This is a genomic window from Ruegeria sp. CH2, from assembly GCF_056537065.1.
Window position 1 is genome coordinate 223,701 of sequence record NZ_JBQFQV010000002.1, and the last position, 23,175, is coordinate 246,875.

General features: G+C 56.7%; 22 protein-coding genes. 14 read left to right on the forward strand and 8 right to left on the reverse strand.

Going from position 1 to position 23,175, the window contains the following annotated elements; genetic code table 11:
- The first annotated feature begins 81 nt into the window (after positions 1-81).
- From ACR0M9_RS05700 to ACR0M9_RS05750, 11 genes are all read left to right on the forward strand, one after another.
- Positions 82-2,073 (forward strand): AMP-binding protein, encoded by a 1,992-nt coding sequence (locus ACR0M9_RS05700; protein WP_480773068.1) that lies wholly within the window; start codon positions 82-84, stop codon positions 2,071-2,073.
- A gap of 234 nt (positions 2,074-2,307) precedes the next feature.
- A complete protein-coding gene (locus tag ACR0M9_RS05705) occupies positions 2,308-3,039 on the forward strand; it encodes a hypothetical protein (protein WP_480773069.1) in 732 nt (243 codons plus the stop codon).
- 99 nt (positions 3,040-3,138) lie between these two features.
- The gene (locus tag ACR0M9_RS05710; RefSeq protein WP_480773070.1) at positions 3,139-3,954 is read left to right on the forward strand and encodes an ABC transporter ATP-binding protein; all 816 of its coding nucleotides are present in this window, start codon (positions 3,139-3,141) and stop codon (positions 3,952-3,954) included.
- A gap of 29 nt (positions 3,955-3,983) precedes the next feature.
- Positions 3,984-4,970: a branched-chain amino acid ABC transporter permease gene (locus ACR0M9_RS05715; protein WP_209506938.1), complete on the forward strand. Its 987-nt coding sequence runs from the start codon at positions 3,984-3,986 to the stop codon at positions 4,968-4,970.
- Positions 4,971-4,973: 3 nt separating this feature from the next.
- Positions 4,974-5,231, forward strand: coding sequence for a hypothetical protein (locus tag ACR0M9_RS05720; RefSeq protein WP_209506939.1), 258 nt, complete (start codon positions 4,974-4,976; stop codon positions 5,229-5,231).
- Positions 5,232-5,234: 3 nt separating this feature from the next.
- On the forward strand, positions 5,235-6,311 hold the full coding sequence (locus ACR0M9_RS05725) for a branched-chain amino acid ABC transporter permease (protein WP_209598953.1): 1,077 nt from the start codon (positions 5,235-5,237) through the stop codon (positions 6,309-6,311).
- 74 nt (positions 6,312-6,385) lie between these two features.
- Positions 6,386-7,669 (forward strand): ABC transporter substrate-binding protein, encoded by a 1,284-nt coding sequence (locus ACR0M9_RS05730; RefSeq protein ID WP_209506941.1) that lies wholly within the window; start codon positions 6,386-6,388, stop codon positions 7,667-7,669.
- A 111-nt stretch (positions 7,670-7,780) separates the two neighbouring features.
- Positions 7,781-8,614: an ABC transporter ATP-binding protein gene (locus ACR0M9_RS05735; RefSeq protein ID WP_209598951.1), complete on the forward strand. Its 834-nt coding sequence runs from the start codon at positions 7,781-7,783 to the stop codon at positions 8,612-8,614.
- Between the two features lie 19 nt (positions 8,615-8,633).
- A complete protein-coding gene (locus ACR0M9_RS05740; protein WP_480506949.1) occupies positions 8,634-9,851 on the forward strand; it encodes a phenylacetate--CoA ligase family protein in 1,218 nt (405 codons plus the stop codon).
- A 122-nt stretch (positions 9,852-9,973) separates the two neighbouring features.
- Positions 9,974-11,638, forward strand: coding sequence for an ABC transporter permease (locus ACR0M9_RS05745; protein WP_480773071.1), 1,665 nt, complete (start codon positions 9,974-9,976; stop codon positions 11,636-11,638).
- Between the two features lie 73 nt (positions 11,639-11,711).
- Positions 11,712-12,062: a DUF2794 domain-containing protein gene (locus tag ACR0M9_RS05750; RefSeq protein ID WP_209598949.1), complete on the forward strand. Its 351-nt coding sequence runs from the start codon at positions 11,712-11,714 to the stop codon at positions 12,060-12,062.
- On the opposite strand, the gene ACR0M9_RS05755 is transcribed toward ACR0M9_RS05750, so the two are convergent.
- The 3 genes from ACR0M9_RS05755 to ACR0M9_RS05765 form a co-directional block, all read right to left on the reverse strand.
- Positions 12,059-12,796 carry a C40 family peptidase gene (locus ACR0M9_RS05755; protein ID WP_480773072.1) on the reverse strand — a complete coding sequence of 246 codons (738 nt, stop codon included), beginning with the start codon at positions 12,794-12,796 and terminating at the stop codon, positions 12,059-12,061. The two genes, ACR0M9_RS05750 and ACR0M9_RS05755, sit on opposite strands and share 4 nt — an antisense overlap.
- Positions 12,793-14,175, reverse strand: coding sequence for a leucyl aminopeptidase family protein (locus tag ACR0M9_RS05760; RefSeq protein WP_480773073.1), 1,383 nt, complete (start codon positions 14,173-14,175; stop codon positions 12,793-12,795). Before ACR0M9_RS05760 ends, ACR0M9_RS05755 begins: the two co-directional genes overlap by 4 nt.
- Positions 14,176-14,238: 63 nt before the next feature.
- On the reverse strand, positions 14,239-14,628 hold the full coding sequence (locus tag ACR0M9_RS05765) for a hypothetical protein (RefSeq protein ID WP_267363938.1): 390 nt from the start codon (positions 14,626-14,628) through the stop codon (positions 14,239-14,241).
- Between the two features lie 144 nt (positions 14,629-14,772).
- Here ACR0M9_RS05765 and ACR0M9_RS05770 point away from each other — a divergent pair, with 144 nt between their 5' ends.
- Together ACR0M9_RS05770 and ACR0M9_RS05775 are read left to right on the forward strand one after the other, a co-directional pair.
- Complete coding sequence (locus tag ACR0M9_RS05770; RefSeq protein ID WP_267363919.1) at positions 14,773-15,423, forward strand: carbonic anhydrase; 651 nt, start codon at positions 14,773-14,775, stop codon at positions 15,421-15,423.
- A gap of 97 nt (positions 15,424-15,520) precedes the next feature.
- The gene (locus tag ACR0M9_RS05775) at positions 15,521-16,057 is read left to right on the forward strand and encodes an SRPBCC family protein (protein ID WP_480482424.1); all 537 of its coding nucleotides are present in this window, start codon (positions 15,521-15,523) and stop codon (positions 16,055-16,057) included.
- Positions 16,058-16,120: 63 nt separating this feature from the next.
- Here ACR0M9_RS05775 and ACR0M9_RS05780 read toward each other — a convergent pair whose 3' ends face one another.
- From ACR0M9_RS05780 to ACR0M9_RS05800, 5 genes are all read right to left on the reverse strand, one after another.
- Positions 16,121-17,038, reverse strand: a complete 918-nt coding sequence (locus ACR0M9_RS05780; RefSeq protein ID WP_480773074.1) for an endonuclease/exonuclease/phosphatase family protein — start codon at positions 17,036-17,038, stop codon at positions 16,121-16,123.
- 346 nt (positions 17,039-17,384) lie between these two features.
- The gene (locus ACR0M9_RS05785; RefSeq protein WP_480482420.1) at positions 17,385-18,326 is read right to left on the reverse strand and encodes a class I SAM-dependent methyltransferase; all 942 of its coding nucleotides are present in this window, start codon (positions 18,324-18,326) and stop codon (positions 17,385-17,387) included.
- 213 nt (positions 18,327-18,539) lie between these two features.
- Positions 18,540-19,562: an aspartate-semialdehyde dehydrogenase gene (locus ACR0M9_RS05790; RefSeq protein WP_267367255.1), complete on the reverse strand. Its 1,023-nt coding sequence runs from the start codon at positions 19,560-19,562 to the stop codon at positions 18,540-18,542.
- A 103-nt stretch (positions 19,563-19,665) separates the two neighbouring features.
- Complete coding sequence (locus ACR0M9_RS05795; protein ID WP_480487005.1) at positions 19,666-20,697, reverse strand: glycosyltransferase family 4 protein; 1,032 nt, start codon at positions 20,695-20,697, stop codon at positions 19,666-19,668.
- 21 nt (positions 20,698-20,718) lie between these two features.
- Entirely contained in the window at positions 20,719-21,891 is a 1,173-nt protein-coding gene (locus tag ACR0M9_RS05800; protein ID WP_480773075.1) for an MFS transporter, read from the reverse strand.
- Positions 21,892-22,031: 140 nt separating this feature from the next.
- On the opposite strand from ACR0M9_RS05800, the gene ACR0M9_RS05805 reads away from it, so the two are divergent.
- On the forward strand, positions 22,032-23,174 hold the full coding sequence (locus ACR0M9_RS05805) for a DUF3095 domain-containing protein (protein ID WP_480773076.1): 1,143 nt from the start codon (positions 22,032-22,034) through the stop codon (positions 23,172-23,174).
- Position 23,175 lies beyond the last annotated feature (1 nt).

Genomic DNA, 23,175 nt, shown 5'->3' on the forward strand with positions numbered 1-23,175 from the left:
GATCGTGCGGGTGTCCCAAATCGGGGCACTGGCATCCGGGGGCTTTCCCGGATCCGCCATTTCCGGCTTTGAGGAGGCCGGATGGGGAGGAGAAAAAGATTGGCTCAGACGCAGTCGGGCGCCGAAGGGTTGCATTCCCTTCCGGCGCTTCTACACCGCAACGCGACCCAGTTCGGGGATGCCCCGGCCTATCGGGAAAAAGAATTTGGGATCTGGCAATGCTGGACCTGGGCTGAAGCGGCCAAGGAAATTCGCGCGCTCGCCCTTGGATTTCTTGAAATTGGCGTTGAGCGCGGTGACCATATTGCCGTGATCGGACGCAACCGGCCAGCACATTACTGGACCATGGTCGCAGCACAGATGGTCGGTGCAGTTCCGGTGCCTCTGTATCAGGACGCAGTCGCCGAAGAGATGACCTATGTGATGGAGCATTGCGGCGCGAAATATGTCGTCTGCGGTGATCAGGAACAGGTCGACAAGGTCATCGAGATTCAGGAAAAAGTGCACCAGATCAAGCACATCCTCTATACCGACAAGCGGGGGATGCGGAAATACGACCACAGCCAGATGAACGCGCTGGAAGACCTCATGGCCGAAGGTCAGGCAGGACATCAGCGGTTTGATGCAGAGCTGGACAAGCGCATCTCTGAGATCACCTATAACGACACCTGCGTCATGCTTTATACCTCGGGCACAACGGGCAAGCCCAAGGGGGTGGTTCTGTCGAACCGCAACGTGATCGAAAGCGCCAAGAATTCAGCGATCTTCGACCATTTGACCCGCGATGAAGATATCCTTTCCTATCTTCCAATGGCATGGGTCGGGGATTTCATCTTTTCCATCGGTCAGGCCTATTGGTGCGGGTTCTGCGTGAACTGCCCGGAAAGCGCCGACACGATGATGACCGACCTGCGCGAAATCGGGCCGACCTATTTCTTCGCCCCACCACGCGTGTTTGAAAGCCAGCTAACCAATGTGATGATCCGGATGGAGGATGCGAGCAAGCTGAAGCAGCGCATGTTCCATCACTTCATGGCGCATGCCAAAAAAGTGGGTGGCAAGTTGCTGGATGGCAAACCCGTCGGCTTTGGCGACCGGATGAAATACGCGCTGGGTAACCTGTTGGTCTACGGGCCGCTCAAGGATACGCTGGGTTATGGCCGGTTCCGGGTTGGCTATACAGCGGGTGAAGCGATCGGACCGGAAATCTTTGATTTCTATAGATCTTTGGGCATCAACCTGAAACAGCTTTATGGCCAGACCGAAGCAACCGTGTTCATCACCGTACAGCCGGATGGCGAGGTTCGGGCCGACACGGTTGGCGTGCCCGCGCCGGATGTCGAGATCAGGATCGACGACAAGGGCGAGATCCATTACCGCTCGCCCGGCGTGTTTGTCGAATATTACAACAACCCGGATTCCACGGCATCGACCAAAGATGCCGAAGGCTGGGTGGCAACGGGTGATGCCGGGTTCATCGAGGAAAGCAGCGGCCATCTGCGGATCATCGACCGCGCCAAGGACGTGGGCAAAATGGCCGACGGGTCCATGTTTGCGCCGAAATATGTCGAGAATAAACTGAAATTCTATCCCGATATTCTCGAGGTCGTTCTGTTCGGAAACGGCAAGGATCGCTGCGTGGCCTTCATCAATATCGACCTGACAGCGGTCGGCAACTGGGCGGAACGCAACAACGTGGCTTACGCCTCCTATCAGGAACTGGCAGGCCATCCGCGTGTGTTAGAGACGATCAGGGCGCATGTGGAAGAGGTCAACAAATCGGTAGCAGCTGATGAAATGCTGTCCGGTTGCCAGGTGCATCGCTTTGTCGTTCTGCACAAAGAACTGGACGCTGATGATGGTGAGATGACGCGCACCCGGAAAGTGCGGCGTGGGTTTGTCGAAGAGAAGTTCCACGACATCATTGCGGCGCTTTATGACGGGTCCGAAAGCGTGTCGACCACGACCGAAGTGACCTATGAAGATGGGCGCAAGGGATCGATCAGCGCGACGCTGAAAATCGTGGATGCGCCGGTTGTACCGGGTGCGCAGCACAAGGTGGCAGCGGAATGATAATGCGTAGTCGGAACTTAATATCCCCGCCGATAGTCTTGAATTCCCCACTCGCCTTTCGCGGTAGTTTGCTTGAAGTTACTGTCTTAAGAGAGAAATTCTTAAGAGGTTTTTGTCAAAGTGCTTCCCCGTGTGATTTTGATCATTGGCCTACTGATGATTGTGAGTTCTCTGGGGCTATTGAGCTTCGGAGTCACATCTCGGCCACCCACTGCGAATTCAAGCAGAGAATTAGTGGTAAGCAAAGCAGAGGAAAGCGAGGCATCGGTTGCCCCGGGCACTGGCGCCGCACAAATTGCGAAACTCAACGCGCGGAACGTTCAGTTATCGTTCAATTCGGAGGGCGAAAACGCTCCTACGCTGATCTTACGCAACAGCCAAACTTCGGAAGTTATCGGAGCTCTTCCAGAATACTATTTGGTCTGGGAAGACCTGATCCGGCGTTGCTGGAAGAGCATCGCGACATCATCTCAGTTCAACAATGTCGGGCTCACGTCAAATTCAGACACCGAACTCGATTACGATGTCCGAGGCTCCCGTCGTCTGTGGTATTCAAAGGACCAGGCATTCGTCGTGAGGGAAGAAGTTTTCGGCGGACAGACGGTCGAGCAGTTGAGGCGAGGCTGCACAGTACTAACCAACCCTCAGGTGTCAATAAACGCAGATGTGGTCAAAAAACTAACAAATCTCTACAATATATGGTGGGACGAAGAACGGTTCGGTGCGAATTCTGTCGAAATTCCTGTTGCTGGAACTCGGAAAAAGGAAGATTTTCGGCACGCCGTTCAAACCAACTTCGGGTCGCGTCGGGGCTGTGCAATGAGAATAGAGTTCGATGGCTGGGTGACAATACTCAATCCCAAGGCTGTGTTTCATTTGGCCGAATCCGGTATCGGAAAGTGCGACCGCCCCTCGTTCGGTTCAGGGAAGATACCGGTGCATCGCTTGCCACAGATCACGAAGTAGTTTTCTCGACCTGCGAAAGGTCCACTTTCCCCGGCGGCCTGAGATTTTCTCGGGATTGTTTCTACGTAATCCGAGCAGTAGCGATCGGAGGATAGGGTAATGAAGGACTCCATAGGATATGTCACCGAAGACGGTCGCAAGATCGGCGGCGTGGTGATGGAAATGAAGAACATCACCCTGCGCTTTGGCGGCGTCGTGGCGATCAAGGACATCTCGTTCGATATTCGCGAAGGCGAAATTCGCGCCATCATCGGGCCGAACGGGGCCGGAAAATCATCCATGCTGAACGTTATCTCGGGGTTCTATGTCCCGCAGGAAGGCGAGGTCTGGTTCCACGGATCAAAACGCCCAGCGATGCGGCCCTTTGAGGTGGCGCAGCAGGGGATCGCGCGGACGTTCCAGAACATCGCCCTGTTCGAAGGGATGAGCGTTTTGGACAACGTCATGACCGGGCGTTTGAACTTCATGCAGACCAACATCTTCCAGCAGGCCTGGTGGAAGGGAAAGGCCGAGGCGGAAGAGGTTGAAAACCGTGAGGCGGTCGAGAAGATCATCGATTTCCTTGAAATCCAGCACATCCGCAAGACGCCCGTTGCGCGCCTGCCTTATGGCCTGAAAAAACGCGTCGAACTGGCCCGCGCACTGGCGGCAGAACCAAAGCTCTTGCTGCTGGATGAACCGATGGCGGGCATGAATGTCGAAGAGAAAGAGGACATGAGCCGCTTTATCCTCGATGTGAATGACGAATTCGGCACCACCATCGCCCTGATCGAACACGATATGGGCGTGGTGATGGACCTGAGCGACCGCGTGGTCGTGATGGATTACGGAAAAAAGATTGGTGACGGTACACCCGACGAGGTGCGCAACAATCAGGAAGTCATCGACGCCTATCTGGGGGTCAGCCATGACTGAGACCAAAGCAGATATCCGGGGAGGCACATATGCCTGAGCAGTTAATCTTTGCCACGGAGGTCATCCTTAACGGTCTGATGGCCGGGGTGCTTTATGCGCTGGTCGCGCTGGGCTTTGTGCTGATCTACAAGGCATCCGGGATTTTCAATTACGCGCAAGGGGTTATGGCCCTGTTTGCGGCGATGACACTGGTCGGGATCATGAACGGGCAGGTGCCTTTCGCGCATTTGATCAACGCGACCTTCGGCACTCATGTCTATAACTTCGGCTGGAACATCCCCGCCCTGCTGGCGATCATCCTGACAATGGGTGTGATGGTTCTGCTGGCCTGGTGTGTGCAGCGCTTTGTCATGCGGCATCTGGTTGGGCAGGAGCCGATCATCCTGTTCATGGCCACGATCGGTCTGGCCTATTTCCTTGAAGGTGTGGCCGACCTGATGTGGGGCTCCGAGATCAAGACGCTGGATGTGGGTCTGCCGCAGGGCATCAACCTGTGGATCGACGAGGTAACCTTTAACATCTTCGGCTATGGCTTCTTCATCGACAACCTCGACATCGTGGCAACCGTGATTGCGGCGCTTCTGGTGGCGGCGCTGGTGGCCTTCAGCCAGTACACAAAGCAGGGGCGGGCCATGCGCGCTGTGGCGGATGACCATCAGGCGGCACTTTCGGTCGGGATCTCGCTCAACTTCATCTGGGTCATGGTCTGGTCGGTGGCCGGGTTCGTGGCGCTGGTCGCGGGGATCATGTGGGGCACCAAATCGGGCGTGCAGTTCTCGCTGTCGCTGATCGCGCTTAAGGCGCTGCCGGTGTTGATGCTGGGCGGGTTCACATCGATCCCCGGTGCCATCGTCGGCGGTCTGATCATCGGAGTAGGCGAGAAGTTGTTCGAATTCTCGATTGGCCCGCTGGTCGGCGGCGCGACCGAAAACTGGTTCGCCTATGTGCTGGCGCTGATCTTTCTGGTGTTTAGACCGCAGGGTCTGTTCGGCGAGAAGATCATCGAGAGGGTGTAACGCATGACCAAGCTGATCGCCATCATCAATGTGATCGCATGGGCGGGGTTCTGGGCCTTTGGATATATCGCGCTGACCTCGAATGACCTGACAGACAGTCAGCTTACGATTGCCGCGATCCTGGCCTTTGCAGGTCTGATCATGGGTGTTCTGGCCTACCTGAAACTCGTGCGCGCCTCTGAGGCGAGCGGATATGCCAAAGGGTCCAGCCAGCTGGACGCCGCGACCCGGAACCGGGCGCAAGAAGAATGGGGAAAGTAACAGATGTTCTATCGTGAGGCCGGAGATTTCAAAACCTCCTACGTGGATGACAGCCAGACTTTCCCGATCAAGTTCGACCGGTATCGGTACTATGTCGTTCTGGCGGTGGCGTTCGGGATCATTCCGTTCATCATCAACGACTATTGGGCAAACGCCCTGCTGCTGCCCTTTCTGATCTATGCCATCGCGGCGATCGGATTGAACATACTTGTGGGCTATTGCGGGCAGGTCAGCCTTGGTACAGGCGGTTTCATGGCGGTGGGTGCTTATGCCTGCTACAAGTTGATGACCGCATTTCCAGACGTCAGCATGTTCATTCATGTCCTGCTGGCCGGTGGTATCACCGCGATTGTAGGCGTTTTGTTTGGCCTGCCTTCCCTGCGGATCAAGGGGTTCTATCTGGCGGTGGCGACGCTTGCGGCACAGTTCTTTCTGGTGTGGCTCTTCAACCGGGTGCCGTGGTTCTACAACTACTCGGCCTCGGGTCAGATCAACGCGCCAGAACGTGACGTGTTCGGCATTATCATCTCGGGCCCGAACGCCCCGGCTTGGGCGACCTACCTGTTCTGTCTGATCTTCCTGACCGCCAGCGCGATTATTGCGCGCAACCTGACCCGCGGCACGACCGGGCGGACATGGATGGCGATCCGCGACATGGATATCGCCGCGGAAATCATCGGGGTGAACCCGTTGAAGGCCAAGATCAGCGCTTTCGCTGTCAGCTCGTTCTTTGTGGGCATCGCAGGGGCCTTGTTCTTTGCCGTCTATCTTGGCGCGGTCGAGGTGGGCGAAGCATTCGGCATTCAGAAGTCGTTTCTGGTGCTGTTCATGGTGATTATCGGCGGGTTAGGCTCGATTTTCGGGTCTTTTGCCGGGGCGGCGTTCCTGGTGCTGCTGCCGGTTCTGCTCAAACTGGTTGGCGTCGATCTTCTGGGTTGGCCGACCGATATCGTTGCCCATCTTCAGCTCGTGATTGTAGGCGCGCTGATCATCATGTTCCTGATCCTCGAGCCCCACGGTCTGGCCCAGTTGTGGCGCGTGGCGAAAGAGAAACTCAGACTCTGGCCGTTCCCGCACTGAGGGCTGGCCCAATCATAAAGACGGGTGATCAAGCCCGAACTCAATATCGGATCAATCAAGGGAGGAGACACCCGATGAACAAGAAACTGGCAACTGTGGCGCTGAGCGCCCTGATGGCGGCAGGACCTGCGATGGCGGATCTTGTGTTCCCGTCGCTCAGCTATCGAACCGGGCCCTATGCGGCCGGTGGTATTCCATTCGCGGATGGTTACGCCGACTATTTCACGCTTCTGAACGAGCGGGACGGTGGCATTGGCGGTGTCCCCGCAAACGTGATCGAATGCGAAACCGGGTATAACACCGAAAAAGGCGTGGAATGCTACGAATCCACCAAAGGTGAAGGCGCGCTGGTGTATCAGCCGCTGTCGACCGGTATTACCTATCAGCTGATCCCCAAAGTGACCGCCGACGGCATTCCGCTGCACACGATGGGCTATGGCCGGACCTCGGCTGCGAACGGCAAAGTGTTCAGCCACGTGTTCAACTATCCGGCCAACTACTGGAATGGTGCGTCCGGTGCGATCAACTATCTGTTGGAGGAAAATAGCGGTGACCTGAGCGGTAAGAAGATTGCGCTGGTCTATCACAACTCGGCCTATGGCAAGGAACCGATCCGGACATTGGAAACTCTGGCCGAAAAGCATGGGTATGAGCTGTCCCTGCTGCCGGTTGATCACCCGGGCCAAGAGCAGAAGTCGCAATGGCTGCAAATTCGCCGCGAAAAGCCTGACTATGTCATCATGTGGGGCTGGGGCGTCATGAACCAGGTTGCGGTTCAGGAAGCGGCCAACATCCGTTTCCCGATGGAAAACTTCATCGGTGTCTGGTGGTCGGGCGCGGAATTCGACGTTGAGCCTGCTGGCGAAAAAGCGACCGGTTACAAGGCGCTGACCTTTACCGGCCTTGGCATGGACTATCCTGTCTATGACGACCTGAAAAAGTACGTCGTTGACTCGGGCAAGGCCGCAGGTGCCGGCGATCAGCTGGGTACAGTTCAGTACAACCGTGGGCTTTATGCCGCCATGCTGGCAGCCGAGGCTGTGAAAACGGCGCAGGCGATGCACGGAACCGCTGATATCGACGCGTCGATGATGCGCGATGGCATGGAAGCACTGGAAATGACCAACGCCAAGATGGAAGCGCTTGGTATGTCCGGGTTCGGCCCTGAATTCTCGGTCTCTTGCGAAAACCACGGCGGCCCCGGTCTTGTCGGTGTTGTTCAGTGGGATGCGGCGACTGGCGCCTGGAACCCCGTACAGGACTTCAAACCGACAGATGCCGAAGTTATCGGCGCGTTGATCGAAGAAGATTCCGGTGCCTACGCAACCGAAAACAGCATCTCGCCACGTTGCGAGTAAGGCATGTTGCGCCACGGATGTGATCCTTGGCGTTCAGACAACCGGAGCGGCGGGTTACCTGCCGCTCCTCACGAACAGCCCCGGAACGGGCAGGCATGAGGAAACGCGCTGATGCTGGATGCGGCACAAACCACTGACGTGCAGGCGGAAACCCTGCTTGAGGTCAATAATATCGAGGTAATCTACAACCACGTGATCCTCGTGTTGAAAGGCGTCAGCCTGAGTGTTCCAAAGGGCGGCATCACAGCATTGCTGGGTGGCAATGGCGCGGGCAAGACAACCACGCTCAAGGCCGTTTCGAACCTGCTGCATTCCGAACGCGGTGAAGTCACCAAAGGTTCGATCAAGTATCGCGGCCAGAACGTGCATGAAAGCGATCCGGCCGATCTGGTTGAAAAGGGTGTCATTCAGGTGATGGAAGGCCGCCATTGTTTCGAGCACCTTACCGTCGAGGAAAACTTGCTGACCGGTGCTTATACCAGAAAAGACGGGGCGGCTGCGGTCCAGCAGGACCTTGAGATGGTTTACGCATATTTCCCCCGGCTCAAGGAACGCCGCCGGTCGCAGGCAGGCTATACTTCGGGTGGGGAACAGCAGATGGTTGCCATGGGGCGGGCGTTGATGTCGCGGCCCGAGACGATTTTGCTGGACGAACCTTCAATGGGTCTTGCTCCGCAGCTGGTCGAAGAGATTTTCAGTATCGTGAAGGACCTCAACGAAAAAGAGGGCGTGTCCTTTCTGCTAGCAGAGCAGAACACCAACGTCGCCCTGCGCTTTGCGCATTACGGCTATATTCTTGAATCCGGGCGTGTCGTGATGGACGGCCCGGCCGCAGACCTGCGCGAAAACCCGGATGTGAAAGAGTTTTATCTGGGTATGTCCGACGAGGGCCGCAAAAGCTTTCGTGATGTGCGGTCCTATCGTCGTCGCAAAAGGTGGCTGTGAGCGGATGGAGGATATGGCGATGACCTATTTCGACGCACTCGAAACACGCTCGGCAGACGAACGCGCCTCGGACCAGGCCAAGGCACTAGTGGAGCAGATCAAACGCGCGATGTCGGCCCCTGGATTTGCGTCGCATCTGTCAGAATCAGACACTAATAAGGTAAAGTCAGCAGAAGATTTGCAGACATTGCCCGTTCTGCGGAAATCGGATTTGACCCGGGCACAGGCCAAACGCTCCCCGTTTGGCGGATTTACGGTAAAACCCGCGCGGCATTTCCATCATGTGTTCCAGTCGCCCGGGCCGATCTATGAGCCGGGCAGCACTGATCACGACTGGTGGCGCATGGGCCGTTTCCTGAATGCCGCGGGTGTTGGCGCAGGGGACATCGTCCAGAACTGTTTTGGGTATCACCTGACCCCGGCCGGTATGATCTTTGAAAATGGCGCACGGGCTGTTGGCGCGGCTGTTCTGCCCGCAGGAACCGGACAAACCGAGTTGCAGGTGACTGCCGCCCGCGACGTTGGCTGTACGGCCTATGCAGGCACGCCGGATTACCTGAAGGTCATTCTGGACAAAGCCGACGAGATGGGCGTTTCACTGCATTTCTCGAAAGCCGCCGTTGGCGGTGGGGCCTTGTTCCCGTCTCTGCGACAGGAATATGCTGACCGGGGTATCTCGTGCCTGCAATGTTACGCGACAGCGGATCTGGGCAATATTGCTTATGAAAGCGCCGCGATCGACGGGATGATCATCGACGAGCACGTGATTGTCGAGATTGTGACACCTGGAACCGGAACTCCGGTGGCACCGGGTGAGGTGGGTGAGGTCGTGGTGACCTCTCTCAACCCCGATTACCCGCTGATCCGCTTTGCGACGGGCGACCTTTCCGCCGTGATGCCGGGGATTTCCCCCTGCGGTCGCACGAACACCCGGATCAAAGGTTGGATGGGGCGTGCAGATCAGACGACCAAGATCAAAGGTATGTTCGTGCGTCCGGAACAGGTTGCCGCTTTGGTCGACAAGCATGAGGAAATCGTCAAGGCTCGTGTCATCGCCACCCGTCAGGGCGAGATGGATTCGATGACTGTCCAGATCGAAAGCACAGGCGGGGATGATACGGCATATGCCAGATCGGTGGCCGAAGTGCTGAAACTGAAAGGCGCAATCGAAGTCGTGGCCCCCGGCTCGCTGCCCAAAGACGGGTTGGTGATCGAGGATCAGCGCGTCTACGAATAGTGGTGAATAACAGGTCTGCGGCAGTTTGTGCCGCAGATTTGTTGACCGACGCACTGGTGTTTCCGAGCATTTTGGTCGATTAAAGGCGTACCCTAAGCCTTTGCCAATCAAAAGCCGGGATAATGGCCCAGATCGACTATTCAGAAAACGGATCACGCAATCGCGGTGTACGCGGCACACGGCTGTTGGCCGCAGTTGCCTATCTTGTGGCTGCCGCATGCCTGTTGCCCATGGTGGCCTTGGTTCTGGCGGCAGTGACGGGCGGGACAGATACGATCTCGCACCTGATGGAAACGGTGCTGCCCAGCTATACTGTGACGACCCTGATCCTTGTGGTGCTGGTCGCGGCGGGTACGTTCAGTATCGGCACGGGCGCTGCCTGGCTGGTGACGATGACCCGCTTTCCCGGTGTCAGGATCCTTGAGATCGCGCTGGTCTTGCCCTTGGCTTTTCCGGCATATGTGCTTGCCTATGCGTACACCTTTATTCTGGATCATCCGGGTATCGTTCAAAGCACTTTGCGGGATGTAACGGGTTGGGGGCCGCGCGACTATTGGTTCCCTGAAATCCGGTCGACCGGGGGCGCTGCGGTGATGCTGATTCTGGTGCTGTACCCTTATGTCTACCTGCTGGCGAGGGCTGCGTTCCTGCAACAAAGTGCTTCGGCGTTTCTGGCTGCTCGGGCGCTGGGCAACAATCCATGGCTGGCGTTTCGGCGCGTCTCGCTGCCGATGGCGCGCCCGGCAATCGCCGGTGGTGTGTTACTGGCCATCATGGAAACCATCGCCGATTTCGGAACCGTGTCTTATTTCGGTGTGCAGACCTTTGCGACCGGGATTTACACCAGCTGGTTTTCAATGGCCGACCGTGCGGCGGCGGCGCAGCTGGCCTGGTGCCTGCTTGTCTTTGCACTGATCATGGCTGTGGCCGAACGCACCCAGCGCGGTAAGGCAAAATACTATCAGGCCGGAAAGAAACATGCTGCCCAACCGGCGGAACACCTGACCGGTCTTCGCGCTGTCGCGGCATTCCTGTTATGTACGATACCCGTTATCTTCGGGTTTCTGTTGCCCGTTATCATACTGGTCGAGATGGGTTTGGAATCGGAACAGAACCTGCTGTCGCGGCGCTATATCGGTTTCATCCAGAACTCGCTGATCCTTGCTGGCACGGCCGCGGTCGTCACTGTCTTTGCGGCGATCTGTGTCGGGTTCTTTCAACGTCTGAGACCCGGGCGCGCGTCGTCGGCGACGGCCTACATGGCGCGGCTGGGATATGCCGTGCCCGGTGGCGTCATCGCAGTCGGCTTGATTGTACCTTTCGCCAGCTTTGACAACGCGCTGGATGCCTGGATGCGGCAGACATTCGATGTGTCCACGGGGTTGTTGGTTACCGGTTCAATCTGGTTGCTGGTCGCCGCTTATATGGTGCGATTCCTTGCCGCCGCGCTCAGCGCATATGAGGGGGGTCAAAGCACGGTTCATGCCAATATGGATGCCGCGGCCCGGTCGTTGGGGCAAACCCCGCTGGGAACATTGCGGCGCGTTCACCTGCCCATTTTAACGCCGTCGCTGCTGACCGCGCTGTTGATTGTCTTTGTGGACGTGATGAAGGAATTGCCTGCCACCCTGATCATGCGCCCGTTCAACTTCGACACACTGGCCGTACAGGCGTACAGGCTTGCCTCGGATGAGAGGCTTGAGGGCGCCGCCGTGCCGTCGCTGGTCATTCTGGCGGTCGGCCTGCTGCCGGTAATCCTGATCTGCCGTCAGGTTGGTCGGCGGTAACACTTGTGTTGTAAAAGCCGGGCAACAGCGCATCAGGCTTGATTCAAACATGATTTCCGGCAAGGCTGGCGGTATGAACATGCAGCCTCCCAACCGGTTTTCGGCAAACGCAGCGCAGATGCCCGTGGCCTTTGACCGGCATGAGATGTCGCAAATCCTGTCCGTTTATGGACGGATGGTCGCCGCTGGAGAGTGGCGAGACTATGGTATCTCAAACCTGCGCGATATGGCAGTGTTCTCGATCTTCCGTCGCACCGCTGAGCACCCGATCTACCGCGTCGAAAAGCACCCGCGCCTGAAGTCCCGGCAGGGGATGTACTCAGTCATAGGTATGGATGGCCGCATCCTGAAACGCGGCCATGATCTGCGCGCGGTACTGCGGGTGCTGGAACGCAAGCTCATCCGGGCCGTAAACCCGGATTAGAGCCTTTTTCGCGCTGTAACAGGCCCGTCGCCCTGATCCTGAATGCGCTGAATCGCCCGGTCCATTGGCTCGTACACAACCGCCATATGGCTGGCGTTCGCATGTAAAATCATGTTGTCGCCCGAAACCCAGGCCACGTGCCCTTTCCAGAACAGCAGATCCCCACGCTGCGCAGGTGATTCAGCTGACAGGACAGCGCCCAAGGCTTGTTCCTGATCGCCGCTGTCGCCGGGGCAGGGAATACCGCAGGCCAGCAGCGCGGTTTGAACAAGCCCTGAACAATCGATGCCGAACCGGCTGTTTCCGCCCCACAGATAAGGCGTGCCCAGGAACAGCTCGGCCACGGCAACCGGATCACGCGGCTTTTCTGCAATTGGGGCCGTGTGAACCTTTGGGACAAAACCCAACTCGGTCTGCACAAACCGATCCGTTTCGGCAGTCGCATGGATTTTACTTCCGAAACTCAGGGATACGAGATCGCGGCTTTTGATATCGGGGGCTACGTAGGCATGTGTTGCGGGCGCGTTGATCCAATGTGTTGCAGGCATATCCTCGGACAGGTTGTCTGTTTCCAGCCAACCAGCATATCCGTCTTTTTCCGCGACGATCCTGCTCCACCCGCCGTTGTTTTCTGCGACGTGAACCGTGTCCCCCAAAAGCAACTGCCGGTCACGCGGTCCGTCAGGAACACGTAACAGGTCGACGACCGGTTTGGATATGCGGTGCTTGGTCATAACCCCAATACCTCCGGTAAGGCCGACAGCACTGCGCGTGTTCCCTGACCCAGACCGCCTTTTGTGCGGCCGGGTTCATTGCTGGGTTGCCACGCGTAGATGTCAAAATGGATATAGCGGCTGGACCCTACGAACCGGCGCAGAAACAGCGCGGCGGTGATAGACCCGGCAAACCCGCCCGAGGGGGCATTGTCCAGATCGGCAATGCCGGGTTCGATCATCGCCTCGTAGGGTGTGTGAAAGGGCATTCTCCAGACCGGATCAGCAGACGTTTTGGCCGCTTGTGCCAAGGCCACGGCGCAGCTTTCGTCGTCGGTGTAAAACGGTGCCAGATCAGGGCCCACGGCCACGCGCGCCGCACCGGTCAGCGTCGCCATCGAGATCACCAGATCGGGACTCCCTTCATCCGCCAAAGTCAGCGCATCAGCCAGAACCAGACGCCCTTCGGCATCGGTGTTGTTGATTTCAACGGTCAGGCCCTTGCGTGAGGTCAGGATATCACCGGGGCGAAAGGCATTGCCTGATACCGCGTTTTCAACGGCCGGGATCAGAACCTGCAGTTGCAGGGGAAGGTTCAGCGCCATGATCATCCGGGCAAGTCCCAGCACATTGGCCGCGCCGCCCATGTCTTTTTTCATCAGGCCCATGGAAGCGCCCGGTTTCAAATTCAGCCCGCCGGTGTCGAAACATACACCTTTGCCCACTAGTGTCAGTCTGGGGCCACTAGTGCCCCAGTTCAGCTCGATCAGCCGGGGGGCCTGCGCCGCGGCCCGCCCTACCGTGTGAATCATGGGAAAATTCTGATCCAGCAGCGCATGGCCGGTGATCACCTTGCAAGACGCGCCGAACTCATTCGCCAGAACCTCGACCGCTTGCTGTAACTGATCCGGTCCCATGTCCGAAGTGGGCGTGTTGACCAGATCGCGCGTCAGAGCCTCGGCATTTGCCATGGCCTCGATACGGGCGGCGTTGATGCCATCAGGCACAATCAATGCCGCTGACCCTCCGGTCTGGGACACGTATCGATCAAAAGCATAGGCGGTCATCAGCCAGCCAAGACACTCCATCTCCAATAAATCCGCAGGAATGCCCGAAGCAATGCCGTAGGTGCCTTCCGGCAGGGCCATGGCCGCCGCGGCAAGGGGGAACCGTTTGCGCACACGTTTTTCTTCGGTTCCGTAACCGGCCAGCGCGAATTCAATTGCGCCGTTCGTGGCTGGCACAAGCAGGACCTGCCCCAGCGCACCGGAAAACCCGTTTGCTGCGACCCAGGACTTCACGCGCTCAGGCTGATCCAGAAGCCAGCCGTCCAAATCCGGCTGCGCGATCACATGAAGCGGTACGGAAGGGTCAGAGGATGGGGCGAAGGACAGTGTCATGGGCGCCTCGACAGATTGTTTCTGTGCACAGACTAGCCGCGCATATTCTGCCCGCAACCCCTGTCAGACGGAAAGGTCCTGTTGATCCCAGACGGCTGTCAATGATCGCTCACCAACGCGGATCAGACGTCCCAGCGTTGCACCTGCGGCTACCGCGTCACCGGCATCGACGGCCTGCGCCACGTCCCCTGCAACCCTGGCCAGAACCGTCATCCCGACCTGTTCGGAAATCGCGACCAGGGACCTTGCGCATTTGCGCAGTTCGGCCCATTCGCGCTGACGCCAAAAGCGTTCGCAGTTCGACAGGCGCACTGCCAGTTCTTCGATGGTGCGGCACAGCACATCCAGCGCGTTCTTGTCGCCCAGTTGACGGTAAAGGCCACTTAGTTGATCCGAATCCAGACGGACGGATTCCTTGTGTTCAAGCGTGATTATTTTTTCCACCACATTCACCCTAATTCTGACGCCCCCACGGCGCAGGTTTGATACTGGTGACAAATTCCTTTGCAAAACCTTGCAGAGAAATCGGATAATTGCTCGAATTTTCCTAGAATTCGGTTTAGAGGATCGGTCAGCGACAAGAACGGGGACACCGTAATGGAATTTGCCAAACCTTTGCCGAGCTATCTGGTCACGCGGTATCACGGCTGGAAAGCGACCACATATTCGGAAAACCAGGTCTGGTTCAAGCGGCTGGCAGATGAAGGGCAGCGGCCCCGGGCGATGGTGATTTCCTGCTGCGACAGCCGGGTCCATGTGACCTCGATGTTCGGTGCGGATCAGGGCGATTTCTTTATCCACCGCAATATCGCCAATCTGGTGCCACCCTATGCGCCGGACGGCGATCATCACGGTACCAGCGCAGCAATCGAGTACGCCGTCACTTCTCTCAAGGTTGCGCATCTGATGGTTCTTGGCCATTCGCAATGCGGTGGCGTTCAGGGCTGTATCGACATGTGCAAGGGTCAGGCGCCGCAACTGGATGCAAAAGAAAGCTTTGTCGGCCGCTGGATGGACATTCTGAAGCCAAAATTCGAACTTGTCGCTGATATCGAAGACAGCCTCGAACAAGCCCGACAGCTGGAACGCCAGTCGGTTGTCGCGTCGCTTGAAAACCTGATGACGTTCCCGTTCATCTCGTCAGCGGTCGAACAGGGCACCCTGAGCCTGCACGGGTTGTGGACCGATATCGGCGCTGGCGGGTTAGAGAGTTTCGACCCCATACAGAAGAAATTCGTTCCGGTCTGACGACAGTTCATAGTGAAAAAATGATGCGGAATACGGCTCTGATTCCGGGCCGTTTTTTCGTATGCTCCACACATGACGTTTGATTTTGGAGCTTGCTATGAAGATACTTAAACGAATTCTCGCAGGGCTGTGCCTTCTTGTTTTTCTGTTCGTCGCCGTCTCATACGTGTTGCCCGGCAAGGCGGAAGTGTCCCGCAGCATCACCATCGACGCCCCGGCTGCAGTGATCTTTCCGTTTGTGAATTCCATGCAAGCGACCGAGAAATGGTCACCCTGGCTGTCACGCGATCCGGAGACGAAACTAAGCTACAGTGGCCCCGAGGAAGGTGTCGGTAACAAGTTGAACTGGAGCTCGGATCACGCACAGGTCGGTACGGGGTCGCAGGAAATCGTCGAAAGCGTGGAAAATCAACTGGTCAAAACAGATCTGGACTTTGGGCAGATGGGCACGGCGTCGGCTTCGTTCACTCTGAAACCCGATGGTGACGCAACCAATGTGACTTGGGGGTTCGAATCCGATCTGGGGCTCAACCCCATGTCCCGCTGGATGGGGGTGATGATGGATAAATGGGTTGGCGGCGATTACGAGCGGGGGTTGAATAATCTGAAAGTGCTGATCGAAAATAACACCTAGACCCTTCTTGGGATCGCGACATACGTTCTGGTATGTCCACCAAGGCAGCGGGGGCCTCGCGGATCAATCCAAACGAAACCGCGCGAATTTGCCGAAATGGTCGGATCCCATGAACGGGCGCAGTTCGACTGTTCCGGTTGTTCCCTTCGGGAGCAAAAGGTTGTCGATTGGCAACGGTAGGTGCCAGCTGCCAAGATCATGAGTGTTCAGGACGGCCCCAAAACTCTGGTTGTCTGCTGCCGCCGCTATCCGCCGGACGCTTGCACCCCAAGGAACCATGTTGAAATCCCCGGCTATCAGAACCGGGCCATCCAGATCCGCAATGCGTTCCGCAATGATCCGGCTTTGGGTTGATTGGTCATAAGGAAAAGGCCAGTTCAGGTGGATCGATACGATCCAGACCAAAGACCCGTCCGGGGCTTCGACTTGTATTCCGACAAGACCATAACCTTTCAGGCAGAACCCGGACCCTTCGACAATCGGCAAAGTTGTCAGGATGGCAACGTTTTGTTCGGGACGAAACTCACAGATCACCTTTTCGGGGTAATGCTCGAACAGGTTGCTCATGTATTCACGGTTGTGACTCGAGACTTCCTGCAACGTCACGATCTGAGCATCGGATTCAATGATGTCGTCGGCCAGCGAATACCGGGGCCACGCCCGGCTCATAAGGTTCTTTTGATACAGGGTCAGACACGGACCGTCGCAGTCCTTGGGCGGGGCGGCGAAACTGGTTGCGATTGATCCGACAGCAACGGCGGCAAAGGCCAGGGTGACCAAAGCAAGGTATCTGGCGCGCATATACAGCAGGATCGCGGCACACGGCAAAAGCAGAACGCCGGCTTGTGGGCGGAAAAGCGCAAAGGAATCTCCGACCGCCAGGAATTGCCCGGTAAACCCGATGAGGATAAGCCCAACCAGAATGCCTGTACATCCTAAGATCAGGTATCTTCCAATTCTGCGTTTGGTCGAATTTCCCATGCTCTGCCTCTGATGCCCTGTGCAGGGCACCACCTGTTGTCTGCTCTGTCTCATCCGTTGCGTTCAGATCCGTGCTTAGCTGGCAAGCACGCCTGAATTTGTCAACTGGTCGGGGGAATGTTCCGAATTCAGGACCGGTATTTGAACATTTCGTTCGGACTGATGAGCCTAAAGGTTCCACTAGAGAGGAACGGGTGATGAAAGTGGGTCTGTGTAAGTTACCGGAGGTCCGCTTCGAGCCCAGATGCAAGGTTTTGTCGTCCTTGCTTTCTGATTAACGGTTGCCACCCGAGGTGCCGAAAATTCTCGGGTCTATTCAACACAATTTCATTGCGCGTTTCTTAAACTAACGCAGCACTGGCTTTGTAGACTTAGTGATTATCAAGCCTATAGAAGTTGTAACGTACCCCTTCATCAGCAATCGCATGTGCTTGGTGCCAGAGTACTGTCTTGGATCCCCTTTGCGCCTGTCCACGGTTAAATCAAGTGGATCGTCGCCTAAGCGAATATCCAACGGCTCCACTTTGTGTCCTTTGGATTGAAGGCGTTTCACAGCATCTTCAATGTCACGTAGGCGATAGATTGCGGTCTTTCCGCCTTTTGACGTCCGGGTGTTTGATGATAGGTTGAATTCCGTTGTATGCACAGCGACCCCACCGGGACGCAGGCAGTCCATCTGTTTCTCCAAAAAACGAACTCCGAGTTCGAGAGAACCGCAGTGCTCGAAAGAACACGTGGACCAGGTAAAGTCGTACCCTGAGATATCGCTGGGAATATCGTTCATATCAATGGGGCGAAATTTGACGCTCTTCTTAAATAATTCCTTTGAGCAGATCTCAGAGAAAAGTAAATCTTCGACTGATGCGCTCCATTGGCCAGTTGTCTCCCAACCTTCATTACCCTTGTTGTTGTCAGCCAGATCACTCGCTAGAACTTCGCAGCCCTTCGCTGCGAGGTAGGCAGGGATTCTTTCCTTACCAACTGCGAAACCCAAGCCCTTGATTCCGGGCTGGAGTAGGTCGCGTTCGCGCAAAGCTTGTAAAATGAAAGCCAGCTCCCAATACTTGCGATGGTGAGTATGAGGAAGATTGAGTTCTTCAATGCAGGCGGCAAACTCATTCGAGTTTAGGCGTCCTGTTCGAGCGATTTCTGAACCTAACGGGCCTTGGCTCAATGGGCTATTAGATGAGACGTAGCTTACTTTTGGGTCGCGCTCGAAATTTTCGATACGGATTTTGGGAGTTGGACGTAAGATTGCTTCTAGCTTATCGAAAAAGGCTCGAGCCACGGCGGTTCACCATTTAATTAACCGAGATAGTGTTTTAGTAAGTCCAACGCTTTATCGGATCAGAAAAGTTGAATATTGTAGTTTGAATATATTATCAACATTCCAAATGCTTGATGCACAAAGCCAGTCTTGTTCCGCAAGTTTGGCTTTCTAAAAAGAAACCCGCTGATCAAACAGCGGGTTTCTTTTTTAGTTTTTGCAAAGGCTGGATTGTCAGCCCTTTTTCAGGACCTCACGGCCCAGCAGTTCGGCGATCTGAACCGCGTTCAGGGCGGCACCCTTGCGCAGGTTGTCGCTGACGCACCACAGGTTCAGACCGTTTTCGATGGTCGAATCCTGGCGGATGCGGCTGATGAATGTGGCAAAGTCGCCTGCGCACTCGATGGGCGAGACGTAGCCACCGGCTTCGCGCTTGTCGATCACCATGATGCCCGGCGCTTCGCGCAGGATATCGCGGGCTTCGTCTTCGTCCAGAAATTCCTCGAACTCGATATTCACGGCCTCGGAATGGCCGACGAAGACCGGAACGCGGACGCAGGTTGCGGTGACCTTGATCGACGGATCGACGATCTTCTTGGTCTCGACAACCATCTTCCACTCTTCCTTGGTCGAGCCGTCTTCCATGAAGACGTCGATCTGCGGAATGACGTTGAAGGCGATCTGTTTCTGGAACTTCTTCGGAGCGACTTCGGTGGTTGGGTTGTAGACGGCCTTGGTTTGATCCCAAAGCTCATCCATGCCCTCTTTGCCGGCACCCGAAACTGACTGATAGGTCGACACAACAACGCGCTTGATCTTGGCGCGGTCATGCAGCGGCTTCAGTGCGACAACCATCTGCGCTGTCGAGCAGTTGGGGTTGGCGATGATGTTCTTGTTCTTGTAGTCGTGGATCGCCTGCGGGTTACATTCCGGCACGATCAGCGGAATGTCCGGGTCATAGCGATAGAGCGACGAGTTGTCGATCACCACACAACCCGCCGCAGCTGCCTTGGGGGCGTAGACTTTGGTCGCCTCGGAACCCACGGCAAACAGCGCCATGTCCCAGCCGGTGAAATCAAACGTGTCCAGATCTTTGGTCGTAAGGGTCTTGTCGCCAAAGCTTACTTCGGTACCCAGCGAGCGACGGCTTGCCAGGGCGGCAAGTTCATCAACCGGGAACTGGCGTTCAGCCAGAATGTTCAGCATTTCGCGGCCCACGTTGCCCGTGGCGCCGACGACTACGACGCGATAGCCCATTTCATGTCTCCAAAGTTAAGGACGCGCGTTCATAGCCGCGTTGCGGCGAAGAAAAAAGGGCTATCAGCGGGGTTTTCAACGACTGATGCTGAATTCAAGCGGTTCAATCGTTCAAAAGTCGTTCATATAGCGCAACCAGCGTCTTTGCTTCGCCCTGAATGTCAAAATTCTGCTCGACATGGGTGCGGGATGCCTGACCCGCTTGTGACAGGGAATCATTGCATTTCAACATCTGGGCAATCGCCTCGACCAAGGCGGGAACGTCATCGGGGGTCACCACTTTGCCAAAGGATGGATCAGTAATGATCTCGGAGAACGCACCGACATCTGTGGCTACAACCGGAACACCGCAGGCCATTGCTTCGAGAGGGGTCAAACCAAACCCCTCCCACCTTTGTGGCGCAACAAACAGGTCCAGAACCTGATACCATTCAGCAACCTGATCTACGGTCACCTCGGGCTTGAAAAGGATGCGATCCGACAAGCCAGCCTTTGCGACCTTATCCTTCAGTTCGGCCAGAAATGCGGTGTGTTTCTCGGTTGCCCGGCCCATGACGATGCCTGACACTGTGTCGAACCGCCCGCACACGTCAATCATGGCGTCGACAAAGGCATCAGTGCCTTTTTGGTGTCGAATGCGGCCGTAACACCCTAACAGTACCCCATCCGGCAGCCCCAACCGAGCACGGACGGCGGCCTTGTCTGAAGGCGGAACGAAGTCTTCTAGGTTGATGCCATGCATCACCACCTGCGAGTCTCGCTCAAGATACCCTGCGGTTTTGCGCGAGGTTGCAACGACCGCATCCATCTTTCCGATCAGCCATTTGGTATAGCCTGTGTGCGGCCTTTGGGACGCGCTTGTGAACAGCATTTTGAGTTTCAACCGGAACACATCGCGCAGGATGAGGCCCAGCAACATCTCGGTGTTGCGGCGCGCGTGCCAGACCCGCCATTTACGACGCGACAGGAAAGGCAGTCGACCAAGCGGGATGTGCGGGGTGTCGGCGGGCAGACCCGGGCCAGTGGCGGCGATATCGATCCATTGCGCTTGCAGCGGAACCAGCCTTGCTATGGTAGCCGTTACGCCCGAAAGTCTGCGTTTTAGATTTGGGGCTATGACAATGGGGTCTTTCAACAGGCTCTCCTGATGGCTGCGTCAATCCACACTATCGCGGCTGAATAGATAGATCACGCAACCAATGGCAAGGGTGACCGCAAAAAACCCGAATATTGCGGTGTAGGGTGCCGCTGATCCGTCTTGCACGGTGGCTGCGTGAATACGTCCGGTGACGAATTGAGCAATGCCAACGCCGCCGATGCCGAAAAGATTCAGCAATGTCACACCACGCCCCACCAGATGGGGTGGCACGAAGGCACGGCCATGAGCCATGATGACCGGAAAGCTGGCTCCGGTAAAGCCGATCACGGCCATCAGCAGGACAGACAGCCATGTTGCATCCTCGATCCACAGGCAGAGCAAGCCCAACGCAGCTGCGCCCAGTGCGTTGCCAGCGAAAACCACCCATTTCCGGGTACCAAAAACGCGGTCCAGCGGTCCGTAAACAAAAGTGCCCGCAATCATAGCCGCACCCATGATCAGCGTTGCAGTGCCGATCTGAGTGGCACTTAAGCCAAAGACGTCATTCAGGTAAGGCCCGGCCCAAAGCCCTCGCAGCGCGGCAGCGGGGGCGTAGGCAACCAGCATCAGGGGCAGGATCAGCCACAGGGCAGGCTCCTTCAGCAGATCCATTAGGGATCCCTTGTGTTCTGTTTCGACCTTCGCCGGGTCGTGAACTGTCAGCCACAGGCCCAATGCGATTGCGGCGGACACTGTGGCCAGCCCGACCATCGTTGCGCGCCACCCCATCCATTCCACGGCAAGCGCGGTTGGATAAGAAGCCACCAGATTTCCAACGGACCCTGCGCCCAACATCACGGCGGCCAATGTGGCAAACCGCGCCGGGGGGTATTCACGCGCAAAGATATAGTAGGAGGCCATTAGGACCGGAGAGCACCCGACACCGATCAGGCCCATGGCTATGCTGATGTGCAGGGGCGCTGTTGCGACTGCGAAAACCGCCGCTCCACCTGCCCCGCCCACCAGAAGCAGCGCGGCGGACGTGAGGCGGGGGCCAATCCTGTCCAGCGCCCATCCGACCGGGATCTGCATGACCGCGAACACGATAAACCAAAGACCGGAAGCAAAGGCCAGATCTTCGGGCGCGGCACTGATGTCACGTTCCAGATCCAGGCTGAGAACCGCAAGGAAGGCACGGAAAAACTGGCTGAGCACATAGCCCAGGCATAAAACCACCAAACCTGCCTGCATATTTAGCCCTTTCCTGCTCGTCCGAGGAAAATGCTTGGCACGCCGTGATGCAACGCACAAGCCTGTGTATTATGTTTCAAAATCAGGACATGGCTCGCCTTCCGGCTATCTTTGTCAAAACATTGATTCCGAGGGGGAGCATGAAAGACCTCCAGTCTGCATTTTACGAAAACCTTCCCTTGCAGCGCGATTTTACCCGTCTGTCAGACCCTGCGCAGTTTTCAAAACTGCCCGATGATTGGGTTCTGGGTGTTGCCGACATTGTCGATTCAACGGGCGAAATTGCGCGGGGCCGGTACAAGACCGTTAACACTGTGGGCGCTGCGGTCATTTCGGCCATGATCAATGCAATGGACGGCGCGTTGTTTCCGTATGTTTTTGGCGGCGATGGGGCGGGGTTTGCTGTCCCGCCTGGAAAAGCTGAAACCGCCCGGACTACGCTGGCTGATTTGCGGCGCTGGGCAGATGAAGAGTTCTCCATGCCATTACGGACGGCGCTGGTGTCGGTGGCTGATATTCGCAAAGCGGGTAAGGATCTGCGCGTTGCTCGCTATGCACCCTCTACCGGAGTGGACTACGCCATGTTTTCCGGCGGTGGTCTGGCCTGGGCCGAGGCCGGGATGAAAGCCGGGCAAAATATGGTCACACCCGCAGGGCCAGGTGCGCAGCCGGACCTGACAGGCCTTTCTTGCAGGTGGTCCAACAGCCCGGCCCGTCACGGTCAGATTGTTTCACTGGTCGTACAGCCCACACCGTCAGCAACCGAACGGGACTTTGCCGATCTTGCGCAATCCGTCTTGTCCGCGTCGGAAGCGCTTGAGCGCGCAGGCCATCCGGTGTCGGAAAAGGGTCCGCCCATGACATGGCCTCCGCCCGGCCTTGACATTGACGCACATGTGTCGCGCAACGGGCGTCATGTGATTTTGCACAAAGTCGTCCTGCTGGTTCAGAACCTGTTGATCGCGGTATTGTTCAAAACTGGCCTGCGGATGGGACGCTTTGAGCCGGACCATTACAGACATATGGTCAGCAGCAATGCCGATTACAGAAAGTTTGATGACGGGTTGAAAATGACGCTCGACTGCGATCCGGACACATTGCGCCAAATCGAACACCTGCTTGAAGAGGCGCGTCGCCGGGGGAAAATCAGATACGGTTTGCACGCACAGGACGAGGCGATGATGACATGTATCGTCCCCTCGGCCACCCGGGATGACCATGTGCATTTTGTTGATGGAGCCTCGGGCGGCTATGCGCAGGCCGCTGCGGCCATGCGCACTTGAG

What these genes read in the sequence shown, in the direction of transcription:
- ACR0M9_RS05710 (WP_480773070.1), top strand. Translation starts at nt 3,139, where the DNA reads ATGAAGGACTCCATAGGATATGTCACCGAAGACGGTCGCAAGATCGGC.
- ACR0M9_RS05740 (WP_480506949.1), top strand. Translation starts at nt 8,634, where the DNA reads ATGACCTATTTCGACGCACTCGAAACACGCTCGGCAGACGAACGCGCC.
- ACR0M9_RS05700 (WP_480773068.1), top strand. Translation starts at nt 82, where the DNA reads ATGGGGAGGAGAAAAAGATTGGCTCAGACGCAGTCGGGCGCCGAAGGG.
- ACR0M9_RS05745 (WP_480773071.1), top strand. Translation starts at nt 9,974, where the DNA reads ATGGCCCAGATCGACTATTCAGAAAACGGATCACGCAATCGCGGTGTA.
- ACR0M9_RS05760 (WP_480773073.1), bottom strand. Translation starts at nt 14,175, where the DNA reads ATGACACTGTCCTTCGCCCCATCCTCTGACCCTTCCGTACCGCTTCAT.
- ACR0M9_RS05730 (WP_209506941.1), top strand. Translation starts at nt 6,386, where the DNA reads ATGAACAAGAAACTGGCAACTGTGGCGCTGAGCGCCCTGATGGCGGCA.
- ACR0M9_RS05715 (WP_209506938.1), top strand. Translation starts at nt 3,984, where the DNA reads ATGCCTGAGCAGTTAATCTTTGCCACGGAGGTCATCCTTAACGGTCTG.
- ACR0M9_RS05790 (WP_267367255.1), bottom strand. Translation starts at nt 19,562, where the DNA reads ATGGGCTATCGCGTCGTAGTCGTCGGCGCCACGGGCAACGTGGGCCGC.
- ACR0M9_RS05780 (WP_480773074.1), bottom strand. Translation starts at nt 17,038, where the DNA reads ATGGGAAATTCGACCAAACGCAGAATTGGAAGATACCTGATCTTAGGA.
- ACR0M9_RS05720 (WP_209506939.1), top strand. Translation starts at nt 4,974, where the DNA reads ATGACCAAGCTGATCGCCATCATCAATGTGATCGCATGGGCGGGGTTC.
- ACR0M9_RS05725 (WP_209598953.1), top strand. Translation starts at nt 5,235, where the DNA reads ATGTTCTATCGTGAGGCCGGAGATTTCAAAACCTCCTACGTGGATGAC.
- ACR0M9_RS05755 (WP_480773072.1), bottom strand. Translation starts at nt 12,796, where the DNA reads ATGACCAAGCACCGCATATCCAAACCGGTCGTCGACCTGTTACGTGTT.
- ACR0M9_RS05770 (WP_267363919.1), top strand. Translation starts at nt 14,773, where the DNA reads ATGGAATTTGCCAAACCTTTGCCGAGCTATCTGGTCACGCGGTATCAC.
- ACR0M9_RS05800 (WP_480773075.1), bottom strand. Translation starts at nt 21,891, where the DNA reads ATGCAGGCAGGTTTGGTGGTTTTATGCCTGGGCTATGTGCTCAGCCAG.
- ACR0M9_RS05775 (WP_480482424.1), top strand. Translation starts at nt 15,521, where the DNA reads ATGAAGATACTTAAACGAATTCTCGCAGGGCTGTGCCTTCTTGTTTTT.
- ACR0M9_RS05805 (WP_480773076.1), top strand. Translation starts at nt 22,032, where the DNA reads ATGAAAGACCTCCAGTCTGCATTTTACGAAAACCTTCCCTTGCAGCGC.
- ACR0M9_RS05735 (WP_209598951.1), top strand. Translation starts at nt 7,781, where the DNA reads ATGCTGGATGCGGCACAAACCACTGACGTGCAGGCGGAAACCCTGCTT.
- ACR0M9_RS05750 (WP_209598949.1), top strand. Translation starts at nt 11,712, where the DNA reads ATGAACATGCAGCCTCCCAACCGGTTTTCGGCAAACGCAGCGCAGATG.